Annotated in this window: 14 protein-coding genes; 5 read left to right on the top strand and 9 right to left on the bottom strand. The window is 57.8% G+C overall.

Annotation, left to right across the window (positions count from 1 at the left end):
* Positions 1-32: 32 nt before the first annotated feature.
* Entirely contained in the window at positions 33-1,193 is a 1,161-nt protein-coding gene (locus tag AAFG13_RS00415; protein WP_212315345.1) for a Gfo/Idh/MocA family oxidoreductase, read from the bottom strand.
* A gap of 704 nt (positions 1,194-1,897) precedes the next feature.
* Between AAFG13_RS00415 and AAFG13_RS00410 the strand changes: the two genes are divergently transcribed.
* The 3 genes from AAFG13_RS00410 to AAFG13_RS00400 all read left to right on the top strand — a co-directional run bounded on the left by AAFG13_RS00410 (position 1,898) and on the right by AAFG13_RS00400 (position 6,576).
* Positions 1,898-3,640, top strand: coding sequence for a hypothetical protein (locus tag AAFG13_RS00410; protein WP_342710787.1), 1,743 nt, complete (start codon positions 1,898-1,900; stop codon positions 3,638-3,640).
* A gap of 433 nt (positions 3,641-4,073) precedes the next feature.
* Positions 4,074-5,336 (top strand): nucleotide sugar dehydrogenase, encoded by a 1,263-nt coding sequence (locus AAFG13_RS00405; RefSeq protein ID WP_212315347.1) that lies wholly within the window; start codon positions 4,074-4,076, stop codon positions 5,334-5,336.
* A complete protein-coding gene (locus AAFG13_RS00400) occupies positions 5,317-6,576 on the top strand; it encodes a glycosyltransferase family 4 protein (protein WP_342710786.1) in 1,260 nt (419 codons plus the stop codon). Before AAFG13_RS00405 ends, AAFG13_RS00400 begins: the two co-directional genes overlap by 20 nt.
* Before the next feature lie 82 nt (positions 6,577-6,658).
* Here AAFG13_RS00400 and AAFG13_RS00395 read toward each other — a convergent pair whose 3' ends face one another.
* The 3 genes from AAFG13_RS00395 to AAFG13_RS00385 all read right to left on the bottom strand — a co-directional run bounded on the left by AAFG13_RS00395 (position 6,659) and on the right by AAFG13_RS00385 (position 10,117).
* Positions 6,659-7,525, bottom strand: coding sequence for a heparin lyase I family protein (locus tag AAFG13_RS00395; protein WP_342710785.1), 867 nt, complete (start codon positions 7,523-7,525; stop codon positions 6,659-6,661).
* A gap of 405 nt (positions 7,526-7,930) precedes the next feature.
* A complete protein-coding gene (locus AAFG13_RS00390) occupies positions 7,931-9,088 on the bottom strand; it encodes a glycosyltransferase family 4 protein (RefSeq protein WP_342710784.1) in 1,158 nt (385 codons plus the stop codon).
* A gap of 141 nt (positions 9,089-9,229) precedes the next feature.
* Positions 9,230-10,117, bottom strand: a complete 888-nt coding sequence (locus tag AAFG13_RS00385) for a hypothetical protein (RefSeq protein WP_212315355.1) — start codon at positions 10,115-10,117, stop codon at positions 9,230-9,232.
* A 379-nt stretch (positions 10,118-10,496) separates the two neighbouring features.
* Here AAFG13_RS00385 and AAFG13_RS00380 point away from each other — a divergent pair, with 379 nt between their 5' ends.
* On the top strand, positions 10,497-11,756 hold the full coding sequence (locus AAFG13_RS00380) for a serine hydrolase domain-containing protein (protein WP_342710783.1): 1,260 nt from the start codon (positions 10,497-10,499) through the stop codon (positions 11,754-11,756).
* Between the two features lie 167 nt (positions 11,757-11,923).
* Here AAFG13_RS00380 and AAFG13_RS00375 read toward each other — a convergent pair whose 3' ends face one another.
* From AAFG13_RS00375 to AAFG13_RS00355, 5 genes are all read right to left on the bottom strand, one after another.
* The gene (locus tag AAFG13_RS00375; RefSeq protein ID WP_342710782.1) at positions 11,924-13,378 is read right to left on the bottom strand and encodes an oligosaccharide flippase family protein; all 1,455 of its coding nucleotides are present in this window, start codon (positions 13,376-13,378) and stop codon (positions 11,924-11,926) included.
* A gap of 276 nt (positions 13,379-13,654) precedes the next feature.
* Positions 13,655-14,878, bottom strand: coding sequence for a glycosyltransferase (locus AAFG13_RS00370; RefSeq protein WP_212315361.1), 1,224 nt, complete (start codon positions 14,876-14,878; stop codon positions 13,655-13,657).
* A 295-nt stretch (positions 14,879-15,173) separates the two neighbouring features.
* A complete protein-coding gene (locus tag AAFG13_RS00365) occupies positions 15,174-15,938 on the bottom strand; it encodes an FkbM family methyltransferase (RefSeq protein ID WP_212315363.1) in 765 nt (254 codons plus the stop codon).
* 304 nt (positions 15,939-16,242) lie between these two features.
* A complete protein-coding gene (locus tag AAFG13_RS00360; protein WP_342710781.1) occupies positions 16,243-17,583 on the bottom strand; it encodes a hypothetical protein in 1,341 nt (446 codons plus the stop codon).
* A 382-nt stretch (positions 17,584-17,965) separates the two neighbouring features.
* Positions 17,966-19,042 carry a Wzz/FepE/Etk N-terminal domain-containing protein gene (locus AAFG13_RS00355; RefSeq protein ID WP_212315367.1) on the bottom strand — a complete coding sequence of 359 codons (1,077 nt, stop codon included), beginning with the start codon at positions 19,040-19,042 and terminating at the stop codon, positions 17,966-17,968.
* Positions 19,043-19,806: 764 nt separating this feature from the next.
* Between AAFG13_RS00355 and AAFG13_RS00350 the strand changes: the two genes are divergently transcribed.
* Positions 19,807-21,189: a polysaccharide biosynthesis/export family protein gene (locus AAFG13_RS00350; RefSeq protein ID WP_212315369.1), complete on the top strand. Its 1,383-nt coding sequence runs from the start codon at positions 19,807-19,809 to the stop codon at positions 21,187-21,189.
* The last annotated feature ends 34 nt before the right edge of the window (positions 21,190-21,223 follow it).

The raw sequence follows: 21,223 nt of genomic DNA, 5'->3' as shown, positions 1-21,223 counted from the left end.
ATTCCCGCGGGCTCGCCTTCCATCGCAAGGCTTCATCTAACGACAATTTCCGCAGCCCCCGCCGACGCGTTCCGCCGCAGAAACGCCGGTTGACGTGTTCCGTTGCCACGGTGCTCCTGGTTGAGCCGCAGACAGTCCGATGCAGCTTCGAGCGCTTCGACGACGCGCAGGCCATGCGCACCGTTCGCAACGGGCTGCGTCCCGGTCTTGATTGCGTTGACAAAATCGAGCAACTCGAGCTTCAGCGGCTCGCTGCTGGATATCGCGGGGATATGAACATCGCCATGATGGTAGGCCGACTGGAAGTCGGCGTATGAATCGCCGTTGATCCGTGGCCTGAAGCGCTTCTGGTAAACGCGAACCTTCTCGGACGGCTCCACATCGTCGAACACCAGCATCGCATCGCTGCCGACGACCGTGATCTGGCGCACCTTGACGGGGTCCAACCATGACACATGCACATGGGCGGTCGGCCCGCTCTTGAAGCCCAACTTGGCGTAAACGACATCCTCGACATCCGGCAGAACGTGCGCGCAACCCCAAGCGCCGATGTTGTGCGCAACCTCCTCGAGCAGGAAGAAGATGATCGAGAGGTCATGCGGCGCCAAATCCCAAAGGACATTGGCATCGGGCCGGTAGAGACCGAGATTCAGGCGCCGCGAATCGATGTAGTAGAGCTCGCCGAGAGAGCCGCTTCGGATCATCTGGCGCATGACACCCACCGCCGGATGGTACTCGAACGTGTGCCCGACCATCAGCACGCGATTCCGTTCTTCGGCTATCGCAATCAGTTCGCGGCAATGCGCGCTCGTCATGGCCAACGGCTTCTCGACGAGCGCGTGCTTTCCGGCCTGGAGCGCTGCCCGCGCCAGCTCAAAGTGCGTCACGGCGGGGGTCGCGATAATCACCGCGTCGACAGACGAGCTATTCAGGATCGCATCGAAATCACGCGAAACAGCGACATTGGGATACTGTGATTTCACGTATTCCAGTCTGTCAGACCGCATGTCGGCGGCCATCGACACCCTTGCGCCGATATCGTGGCCAACACGGATGTGTTTTGCGCCCCAGTAACCGCAACCGATGACGGCGAGCGATGGACCGGCTTTTGCGGTCTCAATTTCCGCGCCGCCGGTCATGTTCTGAGCATCAATTAAGCCGGGAACGAATTTGGAATATAATTGTTTCGACATGTTTGCCACAATCACGCCAGAGGAAAGCAATGGTGAAATATCAGTATCCTCACGAGCACGGTTATCTCGCCATGTTGGCTCCCTAATTGAAGGCCTTAGCGTGCGTCGAATTAGGATAGCCGGTTGGGCGCGCGCGCCGCTGTAGAACACGGATTATGACCCACGCCCATCGGGGGTACCCCCGCCCTTGCGTGGGCAAACCAGGAGCTTCGCACGCAGTGCAACAGCCGGACCTGGTGCGTCCAAGAGCTGGGCACCATGTTGGAATCAATCACTTTTTTTACTTGCAAGACTGGTCGGCACACTCGTACGGACAGCAGCACGCGGTCGTCTCCGCATCACGCCCCCGCGAATGCCTCACGTCGGCAATTCGCTTGCGGCAACCCGACGCGTCGCATGGTGCCCGACGCAGCGCTCTCGCAGAATGTTAGTGCCGCCAATCTAGGTTCACGCCGGCCGCGGGATTCACAAATCCCTGACTGCGAAAGGCCAAATCTGATCTCGATAGGCCCGCGGGATCGCATACCGCAGATTAGTTAGGCGGGGACCACCATTGCGCAGCCGTCCCATAGTGGAAACTTCGCTATCTCTCGTATAGGATTCCTCAAAAGAGGCGCACAAGCGCGAGGTCACGAACAATCTGCAGGAGGCCTGGTGGCCTTACCAACAGATGAGGCACAACCCACGGATGAAACGCCGACGCCATGGCCAAAGGCACTTCGATCGCACTCCTGCTCCGCGGTAGCGCTCCATCGACCAATGATCGCAACCTGACCGAAATTCTTGATCTCTTCGAAATTCCCTGGACTGCGCTGACAGTCGACGAAGCGCGCGGGGACAACATAGCCGCGCTAACAGCAGGTCATCAGAAATTCTCCGTCCTGACCTCCGCGGCCTGTCTCGGCGAAGTCCTACAGTGCAACAAGACTGAGGCGCTTCCGACGTGGTTGGCGGCAGCCAATTCAGTTTTCGTCTATGGATTTCAAGCCGCGGATCCCTGCAGGTCTCTGTTGCGCCAGATCGCCGGAGATCCCGAGGCGGAAATCCGCGCCTCCGGCCAGTGTCCAACGACCGTATCAGTCACCGATTCTTTTCCCGAAATGTGCGGCCCGATGTCGGGACTGCAAATCCAACTGGAGCGGGGCGCCGATACCGCGCTCGTCGTCCGCAATAGCAACCTCCAGAGCATCGTCGGAGTGCGCGAGGGGCATCTGTTCGCCGAGTTCACTTATTCCGGTGTCCGCTTTTTTGCTGACTCGTCACTGACGATCGTGGACGTTCGCGAACGCGCAGCAAGCTACTTTGATGTGAAGAAGTGTTTCGCCGGCGCGGTGCCGATCGTGATGTATCTGAAGTGGGCGTTCCGCGACGTTTGCTTGACGAGCGTTGAAATAAACGCTTGCCTGATCATTGACGATCCGCCCTTGTGGCCGCGGTACGGTCTCCTCGATTTTGATGACCTGTTGCAGCTTGCGGACAAGCTGGCATTCGCAACGACCATTGCCTTCATTCCATGGAACTGGAGACGAACAAACCGCGGCACTGTTGCCGCCTTTCGAGAAAGCAACGGGAAATTGTCCGTCTGCGTACACGGCTGCGATCACACAGGAGGTGAGTTCGCAGCCCGCTCGCCTGAGCTGCTCGATAGAAAGCTGAAAACCGCCAGAACGCGGATGCAGGCCCTTCGCCAGAACACCGCGCTTGACCACGAAAACGTGATGGTTTTCCCGCAAGGGGCATTCTCGCCCGAGGCCGCCTCGGCGCTCAAGCGAAATGGCTTCATCGCGGCCGTCAACACCGAGGTCGCACCAGCCAATGATGCGCTGAACGAAACGACACTCGCTGATCTCTGGAGTGTCGCCATTGTCCGGTATGGGAGCTTCCCGATCTTTACCCGGCGATACATTGACCACGGCATCGAAAACTTCGCGTTTGACGGACTCCTGGGCAAGCCGTGCTTCATTGCCGGACATCACGACCTTCTCCGCGGCCGGGGTAGCGAACTGGCGACATTTCTCCGGCTTCTCGCATCCTTGCAGTGGAAACTCTGCTGGCGACCTCTCGAGGACGCCGTTCGCCGCAGCTACGGCATTCGATCCGACGGCGAAACAATCCTGGTAAGGATGCTTGCCGAGCGGCTTCTCTTCGAGAACGGCGGACCCACGACACGACGAATTTGCGTCATGAAGCGCGAACCGCAGATCGCTTCCCTAAAGGGCGTTGAAGTCAACCAAGGCCTCATCGCGTACAAATACACGGACGGACATGTTCGAGTGATGGTCGATGTCCCGCCGGGCGGCGCGGCGGATATACGGTGCATCTATCGCGAACAGTTGCATGGTTCGCCCGCCTCGGAATCGATCCGATACCGGTTCGGGGTGGCCGTTCGGCGATATTTGTCCGAACTTCGTGACAATTACGGTCACCTACTTCGTTCTCGCGTGTAGCCGCAGACGACGCAAAGCGACGCGATCAAGCCGCTTTGGCCCGGACACATTGCCTCAGTCATGAAGCTTCGAGCGTGGGCGGCCCCCTGCCGCTCGCCCCTCCGACTTGTCAGCCTCTCGGCAGCGGCTACCACGCGTCTCCAAAGGCGGCCGAAGTGGACACCGGTCTCGAGCATTCGATCTCTTGCTTCTAGCGCCGTTTCAGTCCGCCTTCGCCGGCCAAAACCGGAATAGGTAGCCCGAAAAAGTTCAGGCTCCGCAAGCCTGAACGAATACAATCGGGCTGCACTTTGGAAGGCGTTGCGGACGCGTAGCGCGCTCTCAGAATACCTTGCCCGAAGACTATCTCTGAATGAAGCCGTCGACCTTGCAGACAACCCCTAAACAGGCCGCCAGTGTTGCCGGCGCAACCTGATGCGCGTGATGGATCCAGATGAAAATAGCGGTGTTCGGACTCGGTTACGTAGGCATGACGGCAGCGGCTTGCCTCGCAAGGCAAGGGCACGAGGTCATCGGCGTCGACATCAGCGATGAGAAAGTCGCGATCGTCAATGCGGGGAAATCTCCAATCACGGAGCCCGGCCTCGATCAACTTGTCGAATCCGCCGTCCGAAAGCGCTTGCTGAGCGCGACGAAGGACGCGAGCGGGCATCTCGACGGCTGCACGTTGGCAATAGTGTGCGTGGGAACACCCAGCGCCCCGGACGGATCTCACAACATGAGCTTCGTCGCTGAAGTTTCCCATCAGATCGCAGACCTGATCGGCCCCACCCGCACGACGACGCTAACTGTGGTGTTTCGCTCCACGATGCGGCCAGGCACCATCGAGGATCTGGTTCTGCCAATCTTCGAAAGCGCATTGAACGGCAGGATGGAGCTCGTCGACGTCGTCTATAATCCCGAGTTCTTGCGCGAGTCGGTAGCGATCGAAGATTTCTTCAATCCGCCGAAGATCGTGGTCGGAACAAAGGACGGGGAACGGTGCCCGGTCCTTGACGAGTTGAACGCGAGCATCGCGGTGCCCGTCTTCTACACCACCTATCGTACGGCGGAGATGACCAAATTCGTCGACAACTCGTTCCACGCAGTGAAGATTGCCTTTGCCAACGAAGTCGGTCGCGTTTGCGACAAGCTCGGCATCAGCGCGACAACCGTACACAAGATCTTCGTTTCCGACACCAAGCTCAACATTTCACCCTACTATCTGAGGCCGGGCGGCGCATTCGGCGGTTCCTGCCTGCCCAAGGACGTTCGCGCGCTCCAATACATCGCAAGCGATGTCGGGGCGCATACCTGGCTGGTGGATTCGGTGCTCAGATCGAACGACGAGCACAAGAATTTCCTGTTTGAGAATTGCCTGAAAGCGGTCCCGCCCGGCGGACGGGTACTCATGTTGGGACTTGCCTTCAAGGAGAACAGCGACGATCTTCGCGAAAGTCCCAACATCGACCTGGCTCGCAAATTCCTCCGCTTGCACATCGGCCTGTCGATCTACGATCCACACGTCGAGCCGTCGAAGCTGCTGGGGCAGAACCTTGGCTATGCGTTCGCCAATCTGCCCGCCCTTCGCAAGTTGCTGATCGCAAAGTCCGCCGCCGAGTCGGAGCTATTCGACCTCGTCATCGATACCCGAGGGTGGGCGAAGCAAATGGCCCTGAATGCAAAACGGGTAATTGATGTCAACACTCTCTCATGACGACACCGTTGTGCGCAAATCCGAACAAGCGGGTGTTGGCTCGGTTCGTGGCCGGGTCCTAATCATCGTCGAGAATCTTCCAGTCCCGTTCGACGGCCGGGTGTGGTCGGAAGCGACCACGTTGGCGCGGCATGGCTACGAAGTGTCTGTGATTTGCCCCAAGGGACACGGCGCAACGGCCTCATTCGAGATGCTCGAGGGAGTAGCAGTCTATCGCCATTGGATGCCTGCGGAAGGTCGCGGGGTGCTGGGTTATGCCATCGAGTACAGCGTGGCGTTGTTCTGGGAATTCGTGCTGAGCGTGAAAGTTCTGGCAACGCGTGGATTTGACGTAATCCACGCGTGTAATCCACCCGATCTCATCTTCATCGTCGGTGCATTTCACAAATTTCTGTTCGGGAAGTCGTTTGTTTTCGATCAGCACGACGTCAATCCTGAGCTCTACGAGGCGAAGTTCGGACGTCGTGGCCTTCTGTGGCGCGTTATGGTCCTGCTCGAACGCGTCACATTCGCGTTGTCGGACGTATCGATTGCCACCAACCAGTCGTATCGCTCCATTGCGATTGAACGGGGCCGAATGCGCCCGGATCGCGTGTTCGTTGTGCGCTCCGCTCCGAATGTGTCCCGCGTTCGCTCGCTTCCACCGGACCCCTCCTGGAAGAAGGGACGGAAGTATCTTGTCGGATATGTCGGTCTTATTGCGCGACAGGAAGGGCTCGACCTGCTGCTGGATTCGATCAAGCACATCCGCAGCACACGGAACCGCGATGATATCCAGTTCGTGATCGTCGGAGGCGGACGGGAATTGGACGACCTCAAGAAGCTCGCGATGGCGCTCGAACTGGATGACGTAGTCACATTCACCGGCCGTGTCGATGACGACACGCTATTCACCATCCTGTCGACGGCCGACGTCTGCGTGAATCCAGACCGCCCCAGTTCGATGAACGACATATCGACGATGCACAAGATCATGGAGTACATGACGCTGGGCAAGCCGATCGTCCAATTCGACCTCACAGAAGGCCGCTTTTCGGCGGGAGATGCATCGTTGTATGTGCCGAATGCGGACACCGCCGAGTTCGGCGACAAAATACTGGAGCTTTTGGAAGATCCGGCGCGGCGCGAAGCCATGAGCGCATTCGGTCGGGAACGAATTAGTGGCGAACTCGCCTGGCATCATGCATCGACGAAGCTTTTGGCGGCTTATGAGAAAGTATTCAAACTAAGGGATAGGTGAGGACAAGAGCCGTCTTCTTTTGCATGTCGGCAGACGCTTGTCCCCGTTGCAGAAAGCCCATCACTGCAGACCGCACGGTGGGTCACGGTCGCTCTGACGATACAGGCGTTAGCGACCCGGTCGTTATCATCAAATTTCGATAGTTGACCGCAACGGTCTCGGGCGCCGACGACCGATAGATTCCGAATTCCCAATTGGTGCCGACCCCAAAGCCCAGCGGCCCGCTGTAGTTCACGACCGGTGCCCCATCGATCCAGACCTTCAGGTAACCGGTCGTGTCGTTCGAGAATTGGGCCTGCACTTTCACGTCGTGATACTTGCCAGTCACGATCGGGTTGGGGTCGGTCCAGAGTGTCTTGGTAACGACGAAGCCTGCGCCGTTGCTGGGGTTCTTGCCCGGCGGGCAGTAGCGCACAAGCACCTGCAGGTGATCGCCCTGCAGGTTCAGCGCGACCGGAGGAGAGGTTCCGACGCCCGAAGCGTCATCGTCGTTGTGCCACTGTCCGACGATGAACCAACCGGTCGCGCTGTTGACGAGCGCCCCGTTGCTGCCGTTCGCCTCCACCATGAGCTGGTAGCTGAGCGTGATGGGCGTGGCGGCGGGATAGGTCACGGTGGAATTGATCTCGGAACGATCCGCGGACGAGCTGTCGTACCACGCATGGTCGCCCTTGCGGACCTCGAAGCGCAGGGTTTGGGGGTCGGGATTGGTCAGACTATAGCCCTGGTCTGCAACGTGAACGCCGTAGCTAACGTCGCCGATCTGAAAGCGGGTTCGCGGCTTACCGGAAAATGACGTGACCGACGAAGCAGCCGTTCTGCTGGTTGCTGTATTCCCATCGGTGCCGGCAGCATTGTAGGCGTCGGCGGATGGGCCCTCAGCCAACAGCGTTCTCCGACCACCCGCATTGGCAATGCTCGATGTCGATCCATTGGAGGTTTCCGCCATGCTCCCAGCCAGCGCGAAGATGAGGGGTAAAACTATTCTCATTGCCATCCCTGTTCGGTCCCGCGACCGTCGCAAAATGCGCAGTCAGACCAAAGGTAACCCATTCAAATCTCGATGCAATTTATCGAGGGGCTCAATCGAGGGAAAATAAGGACTACCGCCAGGCATAAGCTCGGAAAGAATGCATGGTCAGTTGCATCGCGGCGCGAAGCCTTGCGGCCAGCGAGTCTACCTCGCCGGCGGTTCACGCTACCAGACCGTCGATAGCGGTCATGCCGATAGGACGGACCCTTGTCTCGCTTGTTGACGCCGGAAGCAAGATCAACGGCCGGATCCGATTAAGCGCCTCACCGCGCGCATCCCGCGTTGCTCATCGCCGATCTCGATGGACAACGAGCGAGCGGCTCAGTTCATAACAGCTGCACCCAAGTGCCTCGACCTGGCGACAAGGGGTGTCAAAGCCGCCATCAACTCGTGAGTCTTCACCATCGGGGAGTGATTTGCCTTGACATAGATCTGGCATCGCCGACTGAGCGCGTTGTATTCACCGGCGTCCATGTTCCAAATCTCACTCACAGCTCTTGAAAGCACCAACTCGTCTTCAACTGAAGCGCCGAGAACATGACGTTCGACAATCGCATCCGGATCAACGTGCCGGCGCGTCACGATGGGTGCGCCGACCGCCAGCGCCTCCAGAAATGCGTTTGAGAAGCCCTCGAAATCCGACGTACAGAGAAGCATTGTCGCTTCCGATAGAAATTTCTGAACGTCCGCCCGCCGCACATAGCCGACCAATTCCACGTTTGGCAGCTGACGCAAGCCATTCAAGGCGTCCATCGTCGATTGATCGGTATTGGGCGACGTCATCCCCGCTACGCGAAACTTGACGGCCGGCAATGCCTGGGCAATCCGGAAAAGCAAGGGCAGGTTCTTCGGATAGCGGAAGACACCGAGCCAGGCAACATATCCGCGTTCTGCGCGCGGCAAAGGAGCGGCCGCGTCCTCTGCTATCGCAAACGGATTATGCAGGACGTGGATTGGCTTGTCCGGAAAAAGCGCTGCCAACTTTCCGCGTTGATACTCATTCTGACAGAGAAACCCGGCGGTGCGATGCCGGGCCCACGAATAGGATATCCATTCATGGGATGGCAGAAGCGCTTTGCATCGCTCATCGACATCTATGTCACTCACAACGCGATAGACGAATGGAACCTTCAGCTGATCGGCGACGAACGCCATGATGGCGGTGTGTATTCCACATACTCCCTGGATCAGAATATCCGGGCGATAGCTGCGGGCGGCCGCCAACACTTTCGGAATATATGAATAAAAATACTTCGCAACCCGAATGCCACGAGCGGGATCGTAGGTCTCTATAAGTTTGATTTGCTGTCCCGAACCTACGTGCTCCAGCGCGCCCTTCCAGGTGAGAACAGCGGTTTCGTGACCGGCGTTCTCAAGCGCACGAAGCCACACTGCGAGCTCGATCGCCCACCCGCCGATCGGGTAGTTCTCATCTTTCATCAGATAAGGGATGGAAAAATCCATCGAGAGAATACGCACCCGACACCTCGTGCCTAATAGGACCGCACAATCAAAAGAAGCTCTGCGACGCTCTGCCCGCGAACTCGAGGTGTACGGCTTCTCAGTTCGTGTAGCGAAAGAGCGAGCCCTGCCTTCATCGAGAAGCTCGATCGTCCCGCGTCAAGCCGACAGTACGATACTCTCAATCTCACTCCCCTCCCGAAGCTTGGCCACCGTCTCAAATCTGTTTGCGCCGTTAAGCCGGAAGAGCGTGCCGTGATTGGTGCCGTTCGCAAGCGTTCGATTCACAATGAGGAACGAACCGGCACCGACCAGGCGATCCCTCAGGTTGCCGACCGCGCCACGCAACTGCGCTTCGTTGAAATAGCCATGATTGAGCAGATTCGACACGCGGATTGCGTTGAACCGGCCGCGCAGATGAGCAGGGTTAGGCGCCAGAATGTCATCTTCGGCAAAGCTCAGCCGAGCGTCGTCGCGGGCATGCGGGTTCACCAGAAGGACATCCTTCCCCCCTTCCCGCATGTTCGTTAGCGGCAGCAGCACGCCTGCAAGTGTATTCAGCGCGGCGACCACGAATCCGGTCCCCTTGAGAAAATCTCGGGGACCATTCAGGTACCAGCGCACCGGACGGTCGGCAACGATGTGCTGAAGCACTTTGCCATCGCGATCGAGAAGGACCTCATATCCTGGCAACAGGCGCACGAGGCTCCCGCGCATGCACAGATCTGTCGCCAGGATCTTCGCCTCGATGCCAGCGCGCGTTAGGGCATCCGCCCATTCGACGGAGGAAATCCCTGATGATACGCCGACGTCCATGATCTGGCTCGGCTGGCTGCCGAGTTTCTTCCACTCATCGATAACGAGCTTGTTGAGATCATCGAGGCGATGATGATCGGTGGTCTTATAGGTGCCGTTCCGCAGCCGGATTGAGGCAAAGAACGCCGCCTCCTGTGTTTGCGTAAACGCATCACCTTCCGTCAGGAAATTCCTTGCATTCAAAACCACGCCGCCCCCAAAACCTCCGGAGAAGCGCATCAGGACCGTCATATACTGCACCCTCTGCTCGGCTCGTCTCTGGGTTCGCTCGAACTCTGTCGATTGAAGGCACACTGCTCCTGGTGCGCCCTGCTTCTCTCACAAGCATAATCTTTTGGGTCGATACGCGGCTCGACCCTTTCGGATTACCCATTCCCGATCACAGGAAAAGCCGGGCCAGCCGGCTCGGATTGTGCGCCGACCAAGGATGGCTCTGCGGCCGTCTGGAAGGGGTTTGTCTCGCTGCAGATTGCAGGCGCGTGCGGCCGCGGACTGCACCGGCAGAGGCGGCAGTTTCAACGGTTGACGACGTCCCTACCGGACGTGCCGTCTTCTTGCTAGAAATCCTCGCATGGTCCAATCCACCGGCCGCCCGCGGAGCTCCACGTCGATGATTCTCAACGTCGGCCGTATCGCCTCGCTCGTCATCATAGGAAGCATCGCAACCCTCCAGGCTTCGCTTGCACAGGACGGCGCGCTCGCAGGCAGCAACGTCGACTTCGAACAGCGCATGCAACGCATCGTGAATGGACTGCGGGCTGACACCGCAGCCGCACCTCCGATGAAACTTGCTGATCGGATGAACGAACTGCACGTTCCCGGCGTCAGCATTGCGGTGGTTCACGGCGGCGTAATCCAGGCTCGCGGATTCGGGTACGCTAGCATCGGCGGTCCGCCTGTAACGCCTGAGACTCTATTCCAGGCGGCGTCGATCAGCAAACCGGTTACTGCTGTAGCGGCGCTCATATTGGTTCAGGCCGCAAAGCTCGATCTCGATGACGACGTCAATTTATCCCTCAAGACCTGGAAGCTCCCAGCTAACTCGTTCACCGATCAATCGAAGGTTACACTTCGAAGACTGCTGAATCATTCGGCTGGTATAACCGTTCCTTATTTTCCGGGATATCCTGCAGGCGCCCCCATTCCGTCACTCGGCGACGTTCTCAATGGCGCGTCACTCTTGTGTCGTGACCTAACCCGGTTCCAGCCGTCAGCGCACGATTGGTTTGCACTATGCGGTTCTGCAAATACCGCGCCTGTCGTTGTCGATCATGAGCCCGGCACACGGTTCGAGTACTCCAGCGGCGGCTACACCGTTGTGCAGCAACTGCTCATCGACGTGACCGGCAAACCGTTTCCGAAATTGCTTGATGAAGTTGTCCTCAAGCCGTTCGGGATGACCCACAGCAGTTTCCTACAGCCGCTGCCCAAAAGTGACGCTCCAACGGCCGCAACCCCCTACCGAGCGACCGGCGAGCCGGTGCCGGGCGGTCCGCATATCTATCCCGAGCTGGCTGCCGCAGGTTTGTGGACGACACCTACTGACGTTGCACATTTTGCGCTGGGTGTGGTCCGCGCCTGGACCGGTCGAGATGCTTCCGTGCTGTCGCAGGCTACGGCTCTCCAAATGCTCACACCCGGCCTTGGCAACTACGGACTTGGTCCGATTGTACTGGGGGTCGCGCCGCATCGACGAATTCTACATGCAGGCGTCAACGACGGGTTCGTCAGCGTGATGACGATGTTCGAAAATGGAGATGGCGCTGTTATCATGACGAACGGGGATCAAGGCGGAGAGTTGGCCAACGAAATCATGCGCGGTATCGCAACCGAATACGACTGGTCGGATGGCCAGCCGAAGGCCCACTGACAAGTGAACGTCCCGCCGTGGCTCCTCACCTGATCACGCCCGGTCTTCGTCGGTCGCGCCTGGGAGGAGCATCCACCACAATCCGGATAATGACTGAGCCTCTCTCGATGGCCGTCGCGCCCTCGCGCTGATATTCAGGCAACCGCGCAATGCGGATCACCCTTCCATCACGCCCCGAGAACTCCCCATTCTCTCCGAACCTCAGCCAGTGTTCGATAGTATCCGGTCACAAACAACATCGCCACATAACACACCAGAACCGCAGCCGGACCAACCAGCGCGGCAACCGGAACCGGCGCCTGCAGCAGATCAAACGAAATCCGTACCAGCACTGCCGCCAACACCGATGCGACCAGAATTAGTCCAAGATTCTTCCAGTCCTGCAACTTTGCGATCGGAATGCTCATCACCTTTGAAAGTCTTCTGAGAAACAAGATATACACAACGAAAGTTGTGAATACCGACCCGATCGCCGCCCCCGGCAAGCCGTAGTACCAGACGCCGGCCAGGCTTGTTAACACGGCAAACGGAAGGATCGCAGCTTCATAACGCATGTTGGCCGAACCCTGTCCAAACACGTTGAGCAGAGTGGTAATCTCGGTCGAGATCAATGTTTGAATCAGATAAATGCGCAGCACCGGAGCGCCACTCACGTAGTCCTTCGTAAACAGAAACTGAATGACTTCTTCCGCAAAGACGAACAATGCCGCGATCGCGGGGAACATGACCGCACTAATGATGACGTTGCCCTGATTGTTCAGGCGCAACAGTTCTTCGTGGCGGCCCAATGAATGGAAATGACTCATCTTCGGCAGGAGCAAGTTCCCCAGCCCGCCTCTCAAGACTTCGAACGGCATGAGGAGCATGGTTGCAATTGAAAAAATGCCGAACATGCCCGACGAGAACATCGTCGCGACAATCCACAGTTCTGCCTGCTTCCGTACACTCCACAGCAAGCCGGCCACACCGAACGGAAGAGCGTAGCGAAGCTGCGCGCGGAACTGCTCCTTCTCAATTGGGAAAAGTCGAATGCCGCAATAGCGCGCGATGAAGACAGCCAGAAGTACTACGCGCACGCTAGCTGCAATCAACGCCGCGATTAGCACCTCTTCAAATCGATGAAAAACGACTGCTGCGGAAATTATCAGCGCGGCTCTCAGCACGGACGAAGCCAGGATTGCTTGCGCTTGCCAACGGATTCGCCCCACGGCGTTGGGTAACACATCCAGCAATAAGCCCAGATTCCACACGAACAGGAACATCGCCAGCAACAACCCGTGGTCGTGCAGCAGATCCTTCATGCCCGATGGAAGGACAGGACGAAAGGCAAAAACCAGAAGCACCGCAACCGTCGTTGCGGCGAGCAGGAACAAGACCGTCTGGCCGACGTAAACCCGCCGTCCCTCTGCATCCAGCCGGACAAAGAAGAAAAGCAAGCTCCGGGGCATGTTGAAGGAGAACAACAGGGCCACCGTGGTTACGAGCAGCCAGAACAGCCGATATTCGCCAAACGCCGTGGCGCCAATCGTTCGGACCAGAACGATCGGCGTCAACAACATGATGACTTGCTCGGTGTATTGAGCAGCCGAGAGTGCAATTCCTTGACGCAGTATGGATGCCATGGGTCAGCGACCTCGCGACGGCGTCGGCGACCAAAGGCGCGAATTGGGGTCGCCGCACCTTCCAGGAAAGCGATCAGAACTCCCTGATGGACTTCCAGAAAGACAGGACGAGACGACAATCGCACGAAGCGAACAACGATTTGATGGCAATTGGATCACTCTCGCCTCACCTTTCTCGAGCCACTCATCGTCAACCTCGTAGGATCGATCGATGCATCATCCTGTCAGACCAGGGCGTCATACCAATGGCAGCCATTACCGAACCTGTCGCGGCACTCACACCGAAGCCAAGAGTGCATCCATGTCGCGAGCGACCCTTTTCCAGGTGTAGTGCTCCAGCATGACTCTTCGAGCACTTTGGATCATGGAATACCGAACGCCTTCGTCTTCGATGAGCAGCTTGATTGCAGCCACAATCTTCTCGGGCTCGTCAGCTCGCAGATAATCGACGCCTTCTCGCGCCATGCCAAGCGCTTCGATGCCTACTCCCGTTGAAACCACGGCCAGGCCCATGGCAAACGCCTCAAGTACCTTGTTCTTCAATCCGCTGCCAATTCGCATCGGGTTTACCATTATCGGATACTCAGCGAGCAATGAGCAGATGTCGTCGACGAATCCAGTCAGGCGAATGCCGTCGTCTCGCTTTGCTTCTTCCAGAAGCCAATTCTCCGCATCCTTACCCACCACGCACCATTCAATTCCGGCGGGAGCCAGGTACGGTCGATAGACAGACTGGTAGAAAAACCGGACCGCGTCTGCGTTTGGTTTGAAGGCAAGGTTGCCCCAAAATGCCACTCCCCTCCGCTTGGCGACACGCGCATTTGCGTCAAATGCGTCCATCAGGTCGGGCGAGACTCCGTTCGGTACCGTGCTGACGTTCGCAGTTCTGCCAGACAGCCTGCAGACCATATCGGAATCGGCATCATTGACGGTTGTGACGTGATTGAACCAAAGCGGCAAACACGCCTCCGCCCTTGCACGACGCGCGAGCATCAGGCGCGCGTCGAGACGCGTTCTCAGCTGCGCGGGCCACGGCGGAAAGAACTGTATTTGTCTGGTCAACGTCAGAACTTCACTGTCGATGAGATCGAACAGTATTTTCTTCTCGCTCGAAAACGGTCGGACGAATTCTGCGAGTACGAGGCAGAAGACAATCATGTGATCGATACTGTTCTCTTCGCAGAAGCCAGCTATCGCCTTGGTAACCGTTGAAAAGTGATCCGGATAAGAGAGCGAGAAGTAGTCTGAATCATTTCGACGGAAGTGCCTCTTCAGTGAGGGCCTGTGAGCCGGAAACTTCGGCGTTTCCGCAATTTTTTTGAAGACATCGGACAAGCCAACTAGGCTGGCGCTAGATTCGTCTGTTGAACCGAGGTTGACCGTCAAAAGGTACAGTTCATGCCGCTTCGCCAATTCGCGGCACAAGTGCCACACACGGAGGTCATGCCCGTTGGTCAGGCTTGCGAGCGGCTTATGCGTTACAATCAGGATGCGCGTCACGACAATTCGTTTGTTTTCGACTGCGGTAGAGCGGCATCAGGCGCAGCATGATGCGACTAGCCCTTGGCCTCGGCTCCTTCATCTATCCAGTGGAGCCGAGCTTCCCAAGTCGATTTGAACTCATTTGGCTCTCCGGCGCAACGGCGGGTGGCGCTTCCAATGGCGCACTGCGTGCCGCTGCGCCGCTCTTCGTGAGTAGTACTTTGGCACCGAAGAGCTGCGACGGGTGCCTGGCGTCCCCTCGCGCACATGCCTTGTCGTGCGCGCGACGGGAATCGGGACACCGGCGCGACCTCTATTGGGGCAGCGGACATTCATCGGGAATAATGAAGAAATTCCCTGTGAAGTTCTTGAGGCCAGATCCGGCGGGCTTGAGCATGCCATGCTCATAGCCGTACATACGGTAGCGCTCGCGTTCGAACATTGCACGGATCTCGTTACGGTTCTCCGGCTTCCATATCTCGCAGAAGATGAGCGGCCGGCAGCGCCTTATCAGTTCCATGCCCCCTTTCAGCACCTCGGCCTCGAACTCCTCGACATCGATCTTGATCGCGTGCACGTCCGTGCATGTCTTCAACTCCGGAACATCGTCGAGCGTCTCTATCTTGATCTGGAAGCGGATGCCTTCCTTGTATTCGGAGTGCCCGTCGTCGACCTGGCACAGGGCGTGTCGCTTAATGCCGCCTATCACGGGCATGATCATCGGAAGCGCTGCGGCCTGGCGGCCCAGGCCGCATTCGTGAACCGTCACGTTCGCGAGCGTATGCTGGGCGACCACGCGCGTCAGGCTCCTGAAGTTCTCGGGCCCCGGCTCGAACGCATGGACTCGGGAGCCGGGCTTCGTCGCCGCCAGAAAATAGGCCGTCACCCCGATATTGGCGCCGATGTCGAGGATCACGCCGTCGTTCGGCACCATGTTAAGAAAGTACAGAAAGTCGGCTTCATAACGGAACGTCTTTATCGTAGCGATGCGCGCTTGAGCGACGAAGAACAGATAATTGTCAAATCCGAGAGCGCCGATGAGCAGGCGCTGCGTGAGACGCTTGAGTGGGCCTATCATTGGAGCGGTCCCTGCGAGGCACAACGACAAATCGTTCCGGTTGGCTTGGGGCATATTCTGTACCGCCGGACCAGGCTCCAGATTTCGATCGGGCTGTTGCGAACCACTATCTCTTGCCCGAACAGCGTCATGCTGGAATGCACCACAATTGGAACGATGCGAAGTGAAATGTCGCCATTAAGCGGGCTCGATTGCTCCGTTGCAAGAAGGTCACTCCGTTCAGAGACGGAGAACTGGAGTTACCTCCACTGGCTTGTCGTTGCGTTTGCGGCGCCCGCGTCACCCGCATCAAGCGTGGCGCGGCTCATGCTGAGGTTTGACGCGCGCGCGAAGACAGGCGCGCCAGGTTGACCATCATCGCGATGAGAAGGAACAGGTACATGTTCTCGAACGATGGAAATACCTCTCGCTCGGTAAACATACTTATTCCATAGCCGACGATGCACGCAAACAAGGCCCAATACAGGTCGCTATGCAACCGTCGGCCGACGCGCCACGCGGTTGATATCCCGACGCACATAAGAGCGAGAAGAATGCCGGTCGCGATCGCTCCACAGTCGAGAAAGAAATCGATAATTGCGTTGTGTGCATGAGTAGCCTGTATCAACGTTCCCGTGTACCAGGCGTCGCTGGTTATGATGCCGGACCGACCCGCGCCGAATAGAAACAGGCCGAGATCACTCGTCCATTCATTGAGCAGCGGGATCCAGATGAAATCTACCCGGCCAGTAAGCAATTCATCAGCCGACACTTCCGAAGTCCCGTCGAAACCAATGGAAAGGATGGCGTCCATAGTCGGCGCGATCCAGAGAACGGATGCGATAGCCACCATCGCAGCGCCGGCAGCCAGGACAGCAAATTTGCGCTTGTAAATCAGAATCAGAACATAGGAGCCCGCAACGGTTAGAAGCGCGCTGCGCGATGAGAGCAGAAGGAGCCCCAAAAGCGACAGGGCGACGGGCACTATCCAGAGTGAGCTGCGAGTAAGTGCCTTGTACAGCAACAAGGGCGCCGTGCAGATGTATATCGTGCCCATCGTATTGTAGTGGATGCCGAAGTAGGCTTCACACAAATCGTTAACGGCGGCCCGCCCTGAAAGTGCGGCCGATGGATTCATGAGGGCGACGAGGATGAAGCTGGCCGATAGGAGTAGAATCGAAACGCAGATGGCGTTCACGACTGTCTCAATCTCCGAAAATGAGCGACATCGCTTCAGAATGAACAGAAATGGCAGTATGTAGAACGCTGGAACCATGCCGTATGACATGATGTAATCCAGATAGGACTCTGGAAATACATCCGGGAGACGTTCATGAAGCAGAGGAGCATTCAGGATCGACCTAGCGAAAGCAATGGTGAAGGTTACGAAATACAGCAAGAGAATGCGGATGGACGTCCGTTCGATTTTGTCGGTCGCTGATAAGAGTGAAACTCGGAATAACAAATAGATCAGTACTCCCGCTGACAACAGGTTAAAGGGCTTGCAGCCCTGGATGCCGAGTAGGTTCGAATTAACAAACGGCACTCGTTGAAATGGCAGTATGAAAACGACCGCCAGAAAGAGCCATTTTGCACTTTGGCCGAGCGAGTACGCAGACGCGCGATGATAGGGAGTTCCGCCACCATATCTTAACGCAACGGTCATGACGGGCGGGCTCCTTGCCTTCCAGCGCAACCGAACTCGAACGCACGGCTTCTCGGCGCGCAGCGCCTCCCAAGCCCCTGAAGCTCGCCTGGTACGAGATTGAGCAATTCTATCGACATGGCCACAACGCGCCGCACCCTGTCTTCAGCACTGGCCAGAAGCGCGACGTCTTCCGAACGCGAATTCCAGCGTCCAGCCAGATGGCGCGGGCCACCGTTGCCCCGAAAAGCTGCGCCTGGGATGCGGCCCACGCCACGACCTCTGCACCGTGCTCGCCGGGCCAAGGCGCCATCGTGCCTGATACTGATCATCCGATGGCGCCTGCCCGCCCGCCGTCCAGCACAATGGATCCCAAGCGTTGCTGAAAATGGCTGCTCCGCCCTCACCCCGAACCCGTAAGGCGCACTGGCCTGGTCTTTGTCGATGCTTCAGGTTGATGATCCGGTCGAACAGTGTCCGGGACAGGCCACTCGGCCCTGTCATCCTGTCCGCGCAAGAGGTCCCACGCACCGAAGTGCATGTGACCATCCATCAGATCCTGCAGCACAGCGACGGCGAGGCCAAGAAGCAGCCCGCCAAGGAGCGCTATTCCAAGCACACTCTTAGGCTTCGGCGAAGCGGCCCTCAGCGGAGGCAACGCCTGAGTAATCAGACTCGCAGCAAACACTGGCGAGGACTGTTGTCGCGTAGCCTCCAGTCTGCGCAGCATGTGACGAAAATTGTCGTAGGCACTTTTGGCTGATTCCGCAGCGGCTACCAACTTATCCATATTGGCAGCGGAATCCGGCTCATCCTTTTTGTTTCTGTTGAAGTCCTCGAGTGCCTTCTGCGCAGCTGACGCTTGAGTGCTCAAGCCATTCAGTCGGTCCCGGACCCACGCCTCATCCTGCAACGAGCCGCCCTGGTCCATTTGATGAGTAATATACTTTTCCGCGACGGCGTTCAGAATCTGCGCTGCTCGATCAGGATCTTTGGAACTGAAGGTGAGCTCGACAAGGTAAGTCGGGCCGACACGCTTGGCGGTAAGCCTTTGTCCGAAGGATTCCACCGCGTAGCGCATGGCGCTACCTTTGCCTTCCGGTCTACTCCAGCCGAGCAGACGCGATACGGACAGCACGCTACTACCCTGGCCGCCCGCAAATTCCGGATCCTGCGCAAGACCGAGCTTCTCGATCACGGCACTGGCGATGCTCTCGGACCTAATGATGCCGATCTGACTCTCGACAATCGTTGCGACTGCCGCAACGTCGCTGGGGGTCGCTTTCGAATCGACGATAAGTTGCGCCTTGGAAACAAACGTGGGAACCGCCATGATGAGGTAGAGCATGGCAATGCCAAGCGCTGCGCAACACCCCAGTGATATGGTCAACAGGCGTCGCCTGATGAAGGCAACCACCGCTTGCGGGGAAATGACCGACGTAGGATGAAACTCTGGCGGCGGCGGATCGTCCCGATTCATCCAACTATCCGTTGTATTCTGCAACATTTTCATACCAGCGCTGATAATTGGAGCTCCGTTGCGGCAGCCAGGTCAAACAGCGCAAGTGGGCTCGCTCAAGGAAGCAAGGCTAGCGGAAGGTGCGGCCGGCTGAGTCATATCAATAGGCATTCATGCGCCTTTCGAGACGAGGGTAGCTGGCCGAAACCGGCGCGTGGTCACCGCATCAACCTGTGATAGACGACGACCGCGAAACGAGCCGAAATCACGCTGGCGAGGAATTCGGCAGCGGTCATAGCCAGTGCGGCCATTAACCGGCCTGACGGCATCTGGTGAATTCACCCTGCTGCCATGGACCGGATGCGCCGGAAGGTTGGCGGAGGCCGGCAAGCTGGTGAAGAACGCAACGTTCATGGCACTCTACGGCCCAACGGCTCATTTCCTGCTGAATCAGTACATTCCGGGTCACAGCTTGGGAAAGGCAATAAATGGGTAATTACGATGGTCCATTGAGCCGCGGCACGACCGGACTAAATTCGAGTGGCGATCCGCTCGCTCGCACGTCTCCATGGGTCTGATGCAACTTCGAATTGACGATCAACAAGGCCGATCAATCGAAAATGTGGGCGGTACGTCCTGCCCCCGACAGATGTGGGAACGAACCTCGGTTTTGCCGATCGTCCGTCTCGATGGCTACCGGAGCGTCAGCGGTATTGACGTGTCGGCACGCCGACAGATTCCGCGGGTTTCATCCTGGTGACCACGTCGCAGAGAAAGTTGCCGTCATGCCGAATTTCACACCGCGCAAGCGTTTCAGACTCGGTATCACGGGCAACGGCCTCGGCGGCTATATCAAATGGGGCTTGGCCGCCCTCGCCTTAACGATTTCAGTGGCACAAGCGAGAGCGGAATATCTCGTCAATGTCGGAGATGTGCTGGAGGTCGCGGCCGCGGGCGTGCCGGAGCTGCGATCTCGTGCAGCCGTCCAGACGGACGGGAACATATCGTTGCCGCTCGTCGGAGTGCTTCAGGTAGCGGGCCTGAGCTTGCCACAGATCCGAGCCAAGGTCGGCGCTGCACTAGCGAACAAGGTGTTTCGACAGAGAAGTCCGGAAGGGCGTGAAAGCGTCATCGTGATAGATGCAGATGAAATCACTGCAACCGTGGCGGACTACAGGCCAATATACATCAATGGCGATGTCTCGAAGCCGGGTCAGTATCCTTACCTTCCGTCGATCACCGCACGTCAACTCATAGCGCTGGCGAGCGGTTACGACATCATGCATGTGAGAATGAACAATCCTTATCTTGATCTGGCGGACCTGAGAGCCGAGTACGGATCGCTTTGGACAGAATTCGCCAAAGAGCAGGCGCGCTCGTGGCGTATCAAGACGGAACTCGGAGAGGCGACCCAGATCGCTCCAAACGCTACGAAGGAGGCACCGATAGCTCGATCGGCGATTTCAGAAATCTTCAATGCTGAAACGGAGTATTTGAAGGCGAAGCAGAGTGACTATCAGCAGGAGAAGGAGTTCCTCCAGCGCGGTGTTCGGCAGGGAGACGAGGAAGTGCGCGTGCTGTCCGAGCAGCAAAAAAGGGAAGAGGAGGGATTTCAGTCCGACCAGGACGAGTTGCAAAAAGCGCAAGAAATGTTCGCCAAAGGCACCCTGACCAGCCCGCGCGTTACAGATGCGCGTCGGGCGGTTTTGCTGTCGTCAACCAGGAGGTTGCAGACCTCTGCGCAGCTGCTACAGGTCAAGAAGCAGCAGGATGAGCTCTCCAGAAGGCTGACAAAGCTCGATGATCAGCGGCGGCTTGACCTGCTACGTGAGCTGCAGGAAACGAGCCTGAAGCTTAACCAGGTTCGCGAGAGACTGCAGGCGGTGGGTGAGAAGATTCAGTACACCGCTATGGTTCGATCACAGCTCGTGCGAGGAAGCGGAAGCAAGCCCGACATTACCATCGTCAGGAAGGGTAAGAACGGGCCGGAACAGATTGCCGCAAGCGAAGATACCGAATTGCAACCAGGCGACACGGTCGAGGTATCCTTGCGATACCAGGATCTTCCGGACGCACCTTCCCGAAAGCTGAGCGGTTTAGGCCCGTCGCCGGCGACGGGCCGAACCGCGGTGACGGAAGCTGATGCGCCTTCAGTCGGTATCAGATGATGAGGTCGGCCCGATCGGTCACGGTTGCGAGCTG

The organism is Bradyrhizobium sp. B124 (assembly GCF_038967635.1).
Lineage (GTDB): Bacteria > Pseudomonadota > Alphaproteobacteria > Rhizobiales > Xanthobacteraceae > Bradyrhizobium.
The sequence above is the reverse complement of the archived record's forward strand: the minus strand, read 5'-3'. Positions and strand labels throughout refer to the sequence as shown.

Excerpts from the sequence above, each read along its gene's own strand:
- AAFG13_RS00415 (WP_212315345.1), bottom strand. The coding sequence starts at position 1,193 with ATGTCGAAACAATTATATTCCAAATTCGTTCCCGGCTTAATTGATGCT.
- AAFG13_RS00410 (WP_342710787.1), top strand. The coding sequence starts at position 1,898 with ATGGCCAAAGGCACTTCGATCGCACTCCTGCTCCGCGGTAGCGCTCCA.
- AAFG13_RS00405 (WP_212315347.1), top strand. The coding sequence starts at position 4,074 with ATGAAAATAGCGGTGTTCGGACTCGGTTACGTAGGCATGACGGCAGCG.
- AAFG13_RS00400 (WP_342710786.1), top strand. The coding sequence starts at position 5,317 with ATGTCAACACTCTCTCATGACGACACCGTTGTGCGCAAATCCGAACAA.
- AAFG13_RS00395 (WP_342710785.1), bottom strand. The coding sequence starts at position 7,525 with ATGGCGGAAACCTCCAATGGATCGACATCGAGCATTGCCAATGCGGGT.
- AAFG13_RS00385 (WP_212315355.1), bottom strand. The coding sequence starts at position 10,117 with ATGACGGTCCTGATGCGCTTCTCCGGAGGTTTTGGGGGCGGCGTGGTT.
- AAFG13_RS00380 (WP_342710783.1), top strand. The coding sequence starts at position 10,497 with ATGATTCTCAACGTCGGCCGTATCGCCTCGCTCGTCATCATAGGAAGC.
- AAFG13_RS00375 (WP_342710782.1), bottom strand. The coding sequence starts at position 13,378 with ATGGCATCCATACTGCGTCAAGGAATTGCACTCTCGGCTGCTCAATAC.
- AAFG13_RS00365 (WP_212315363.1), bottom strand. The coding sequence starts at position 15,938 with ATGATAGGCCCACTCAAGCGTCTCACGCAGCGCCTGCTCATCGGCGCT.
- AAFG13_RS00360 (WP_342710781.1), bottom strand. The coding sequence starts at position 17,583 with ATGACCGTTGCGTTAAGATATGGTGGCGGAACTCCCTATCATCGCGCG.
- AAFG13_RS00355 (WP_212315367.1), bottom strand. The coding sequence starts at position 19,042 with ATGAATCGGGACGATCCGCCGCCGCCAGAGTTTCATCCTACGTCGGTC.
- AAFG13_RS00350 (WP_212315369.1), top strand. The coding sequence starts at position 19,807 with ATGCCGAATTTCACACCGCGCAAGCGTTTCAGACTCGGTATCACGGGC.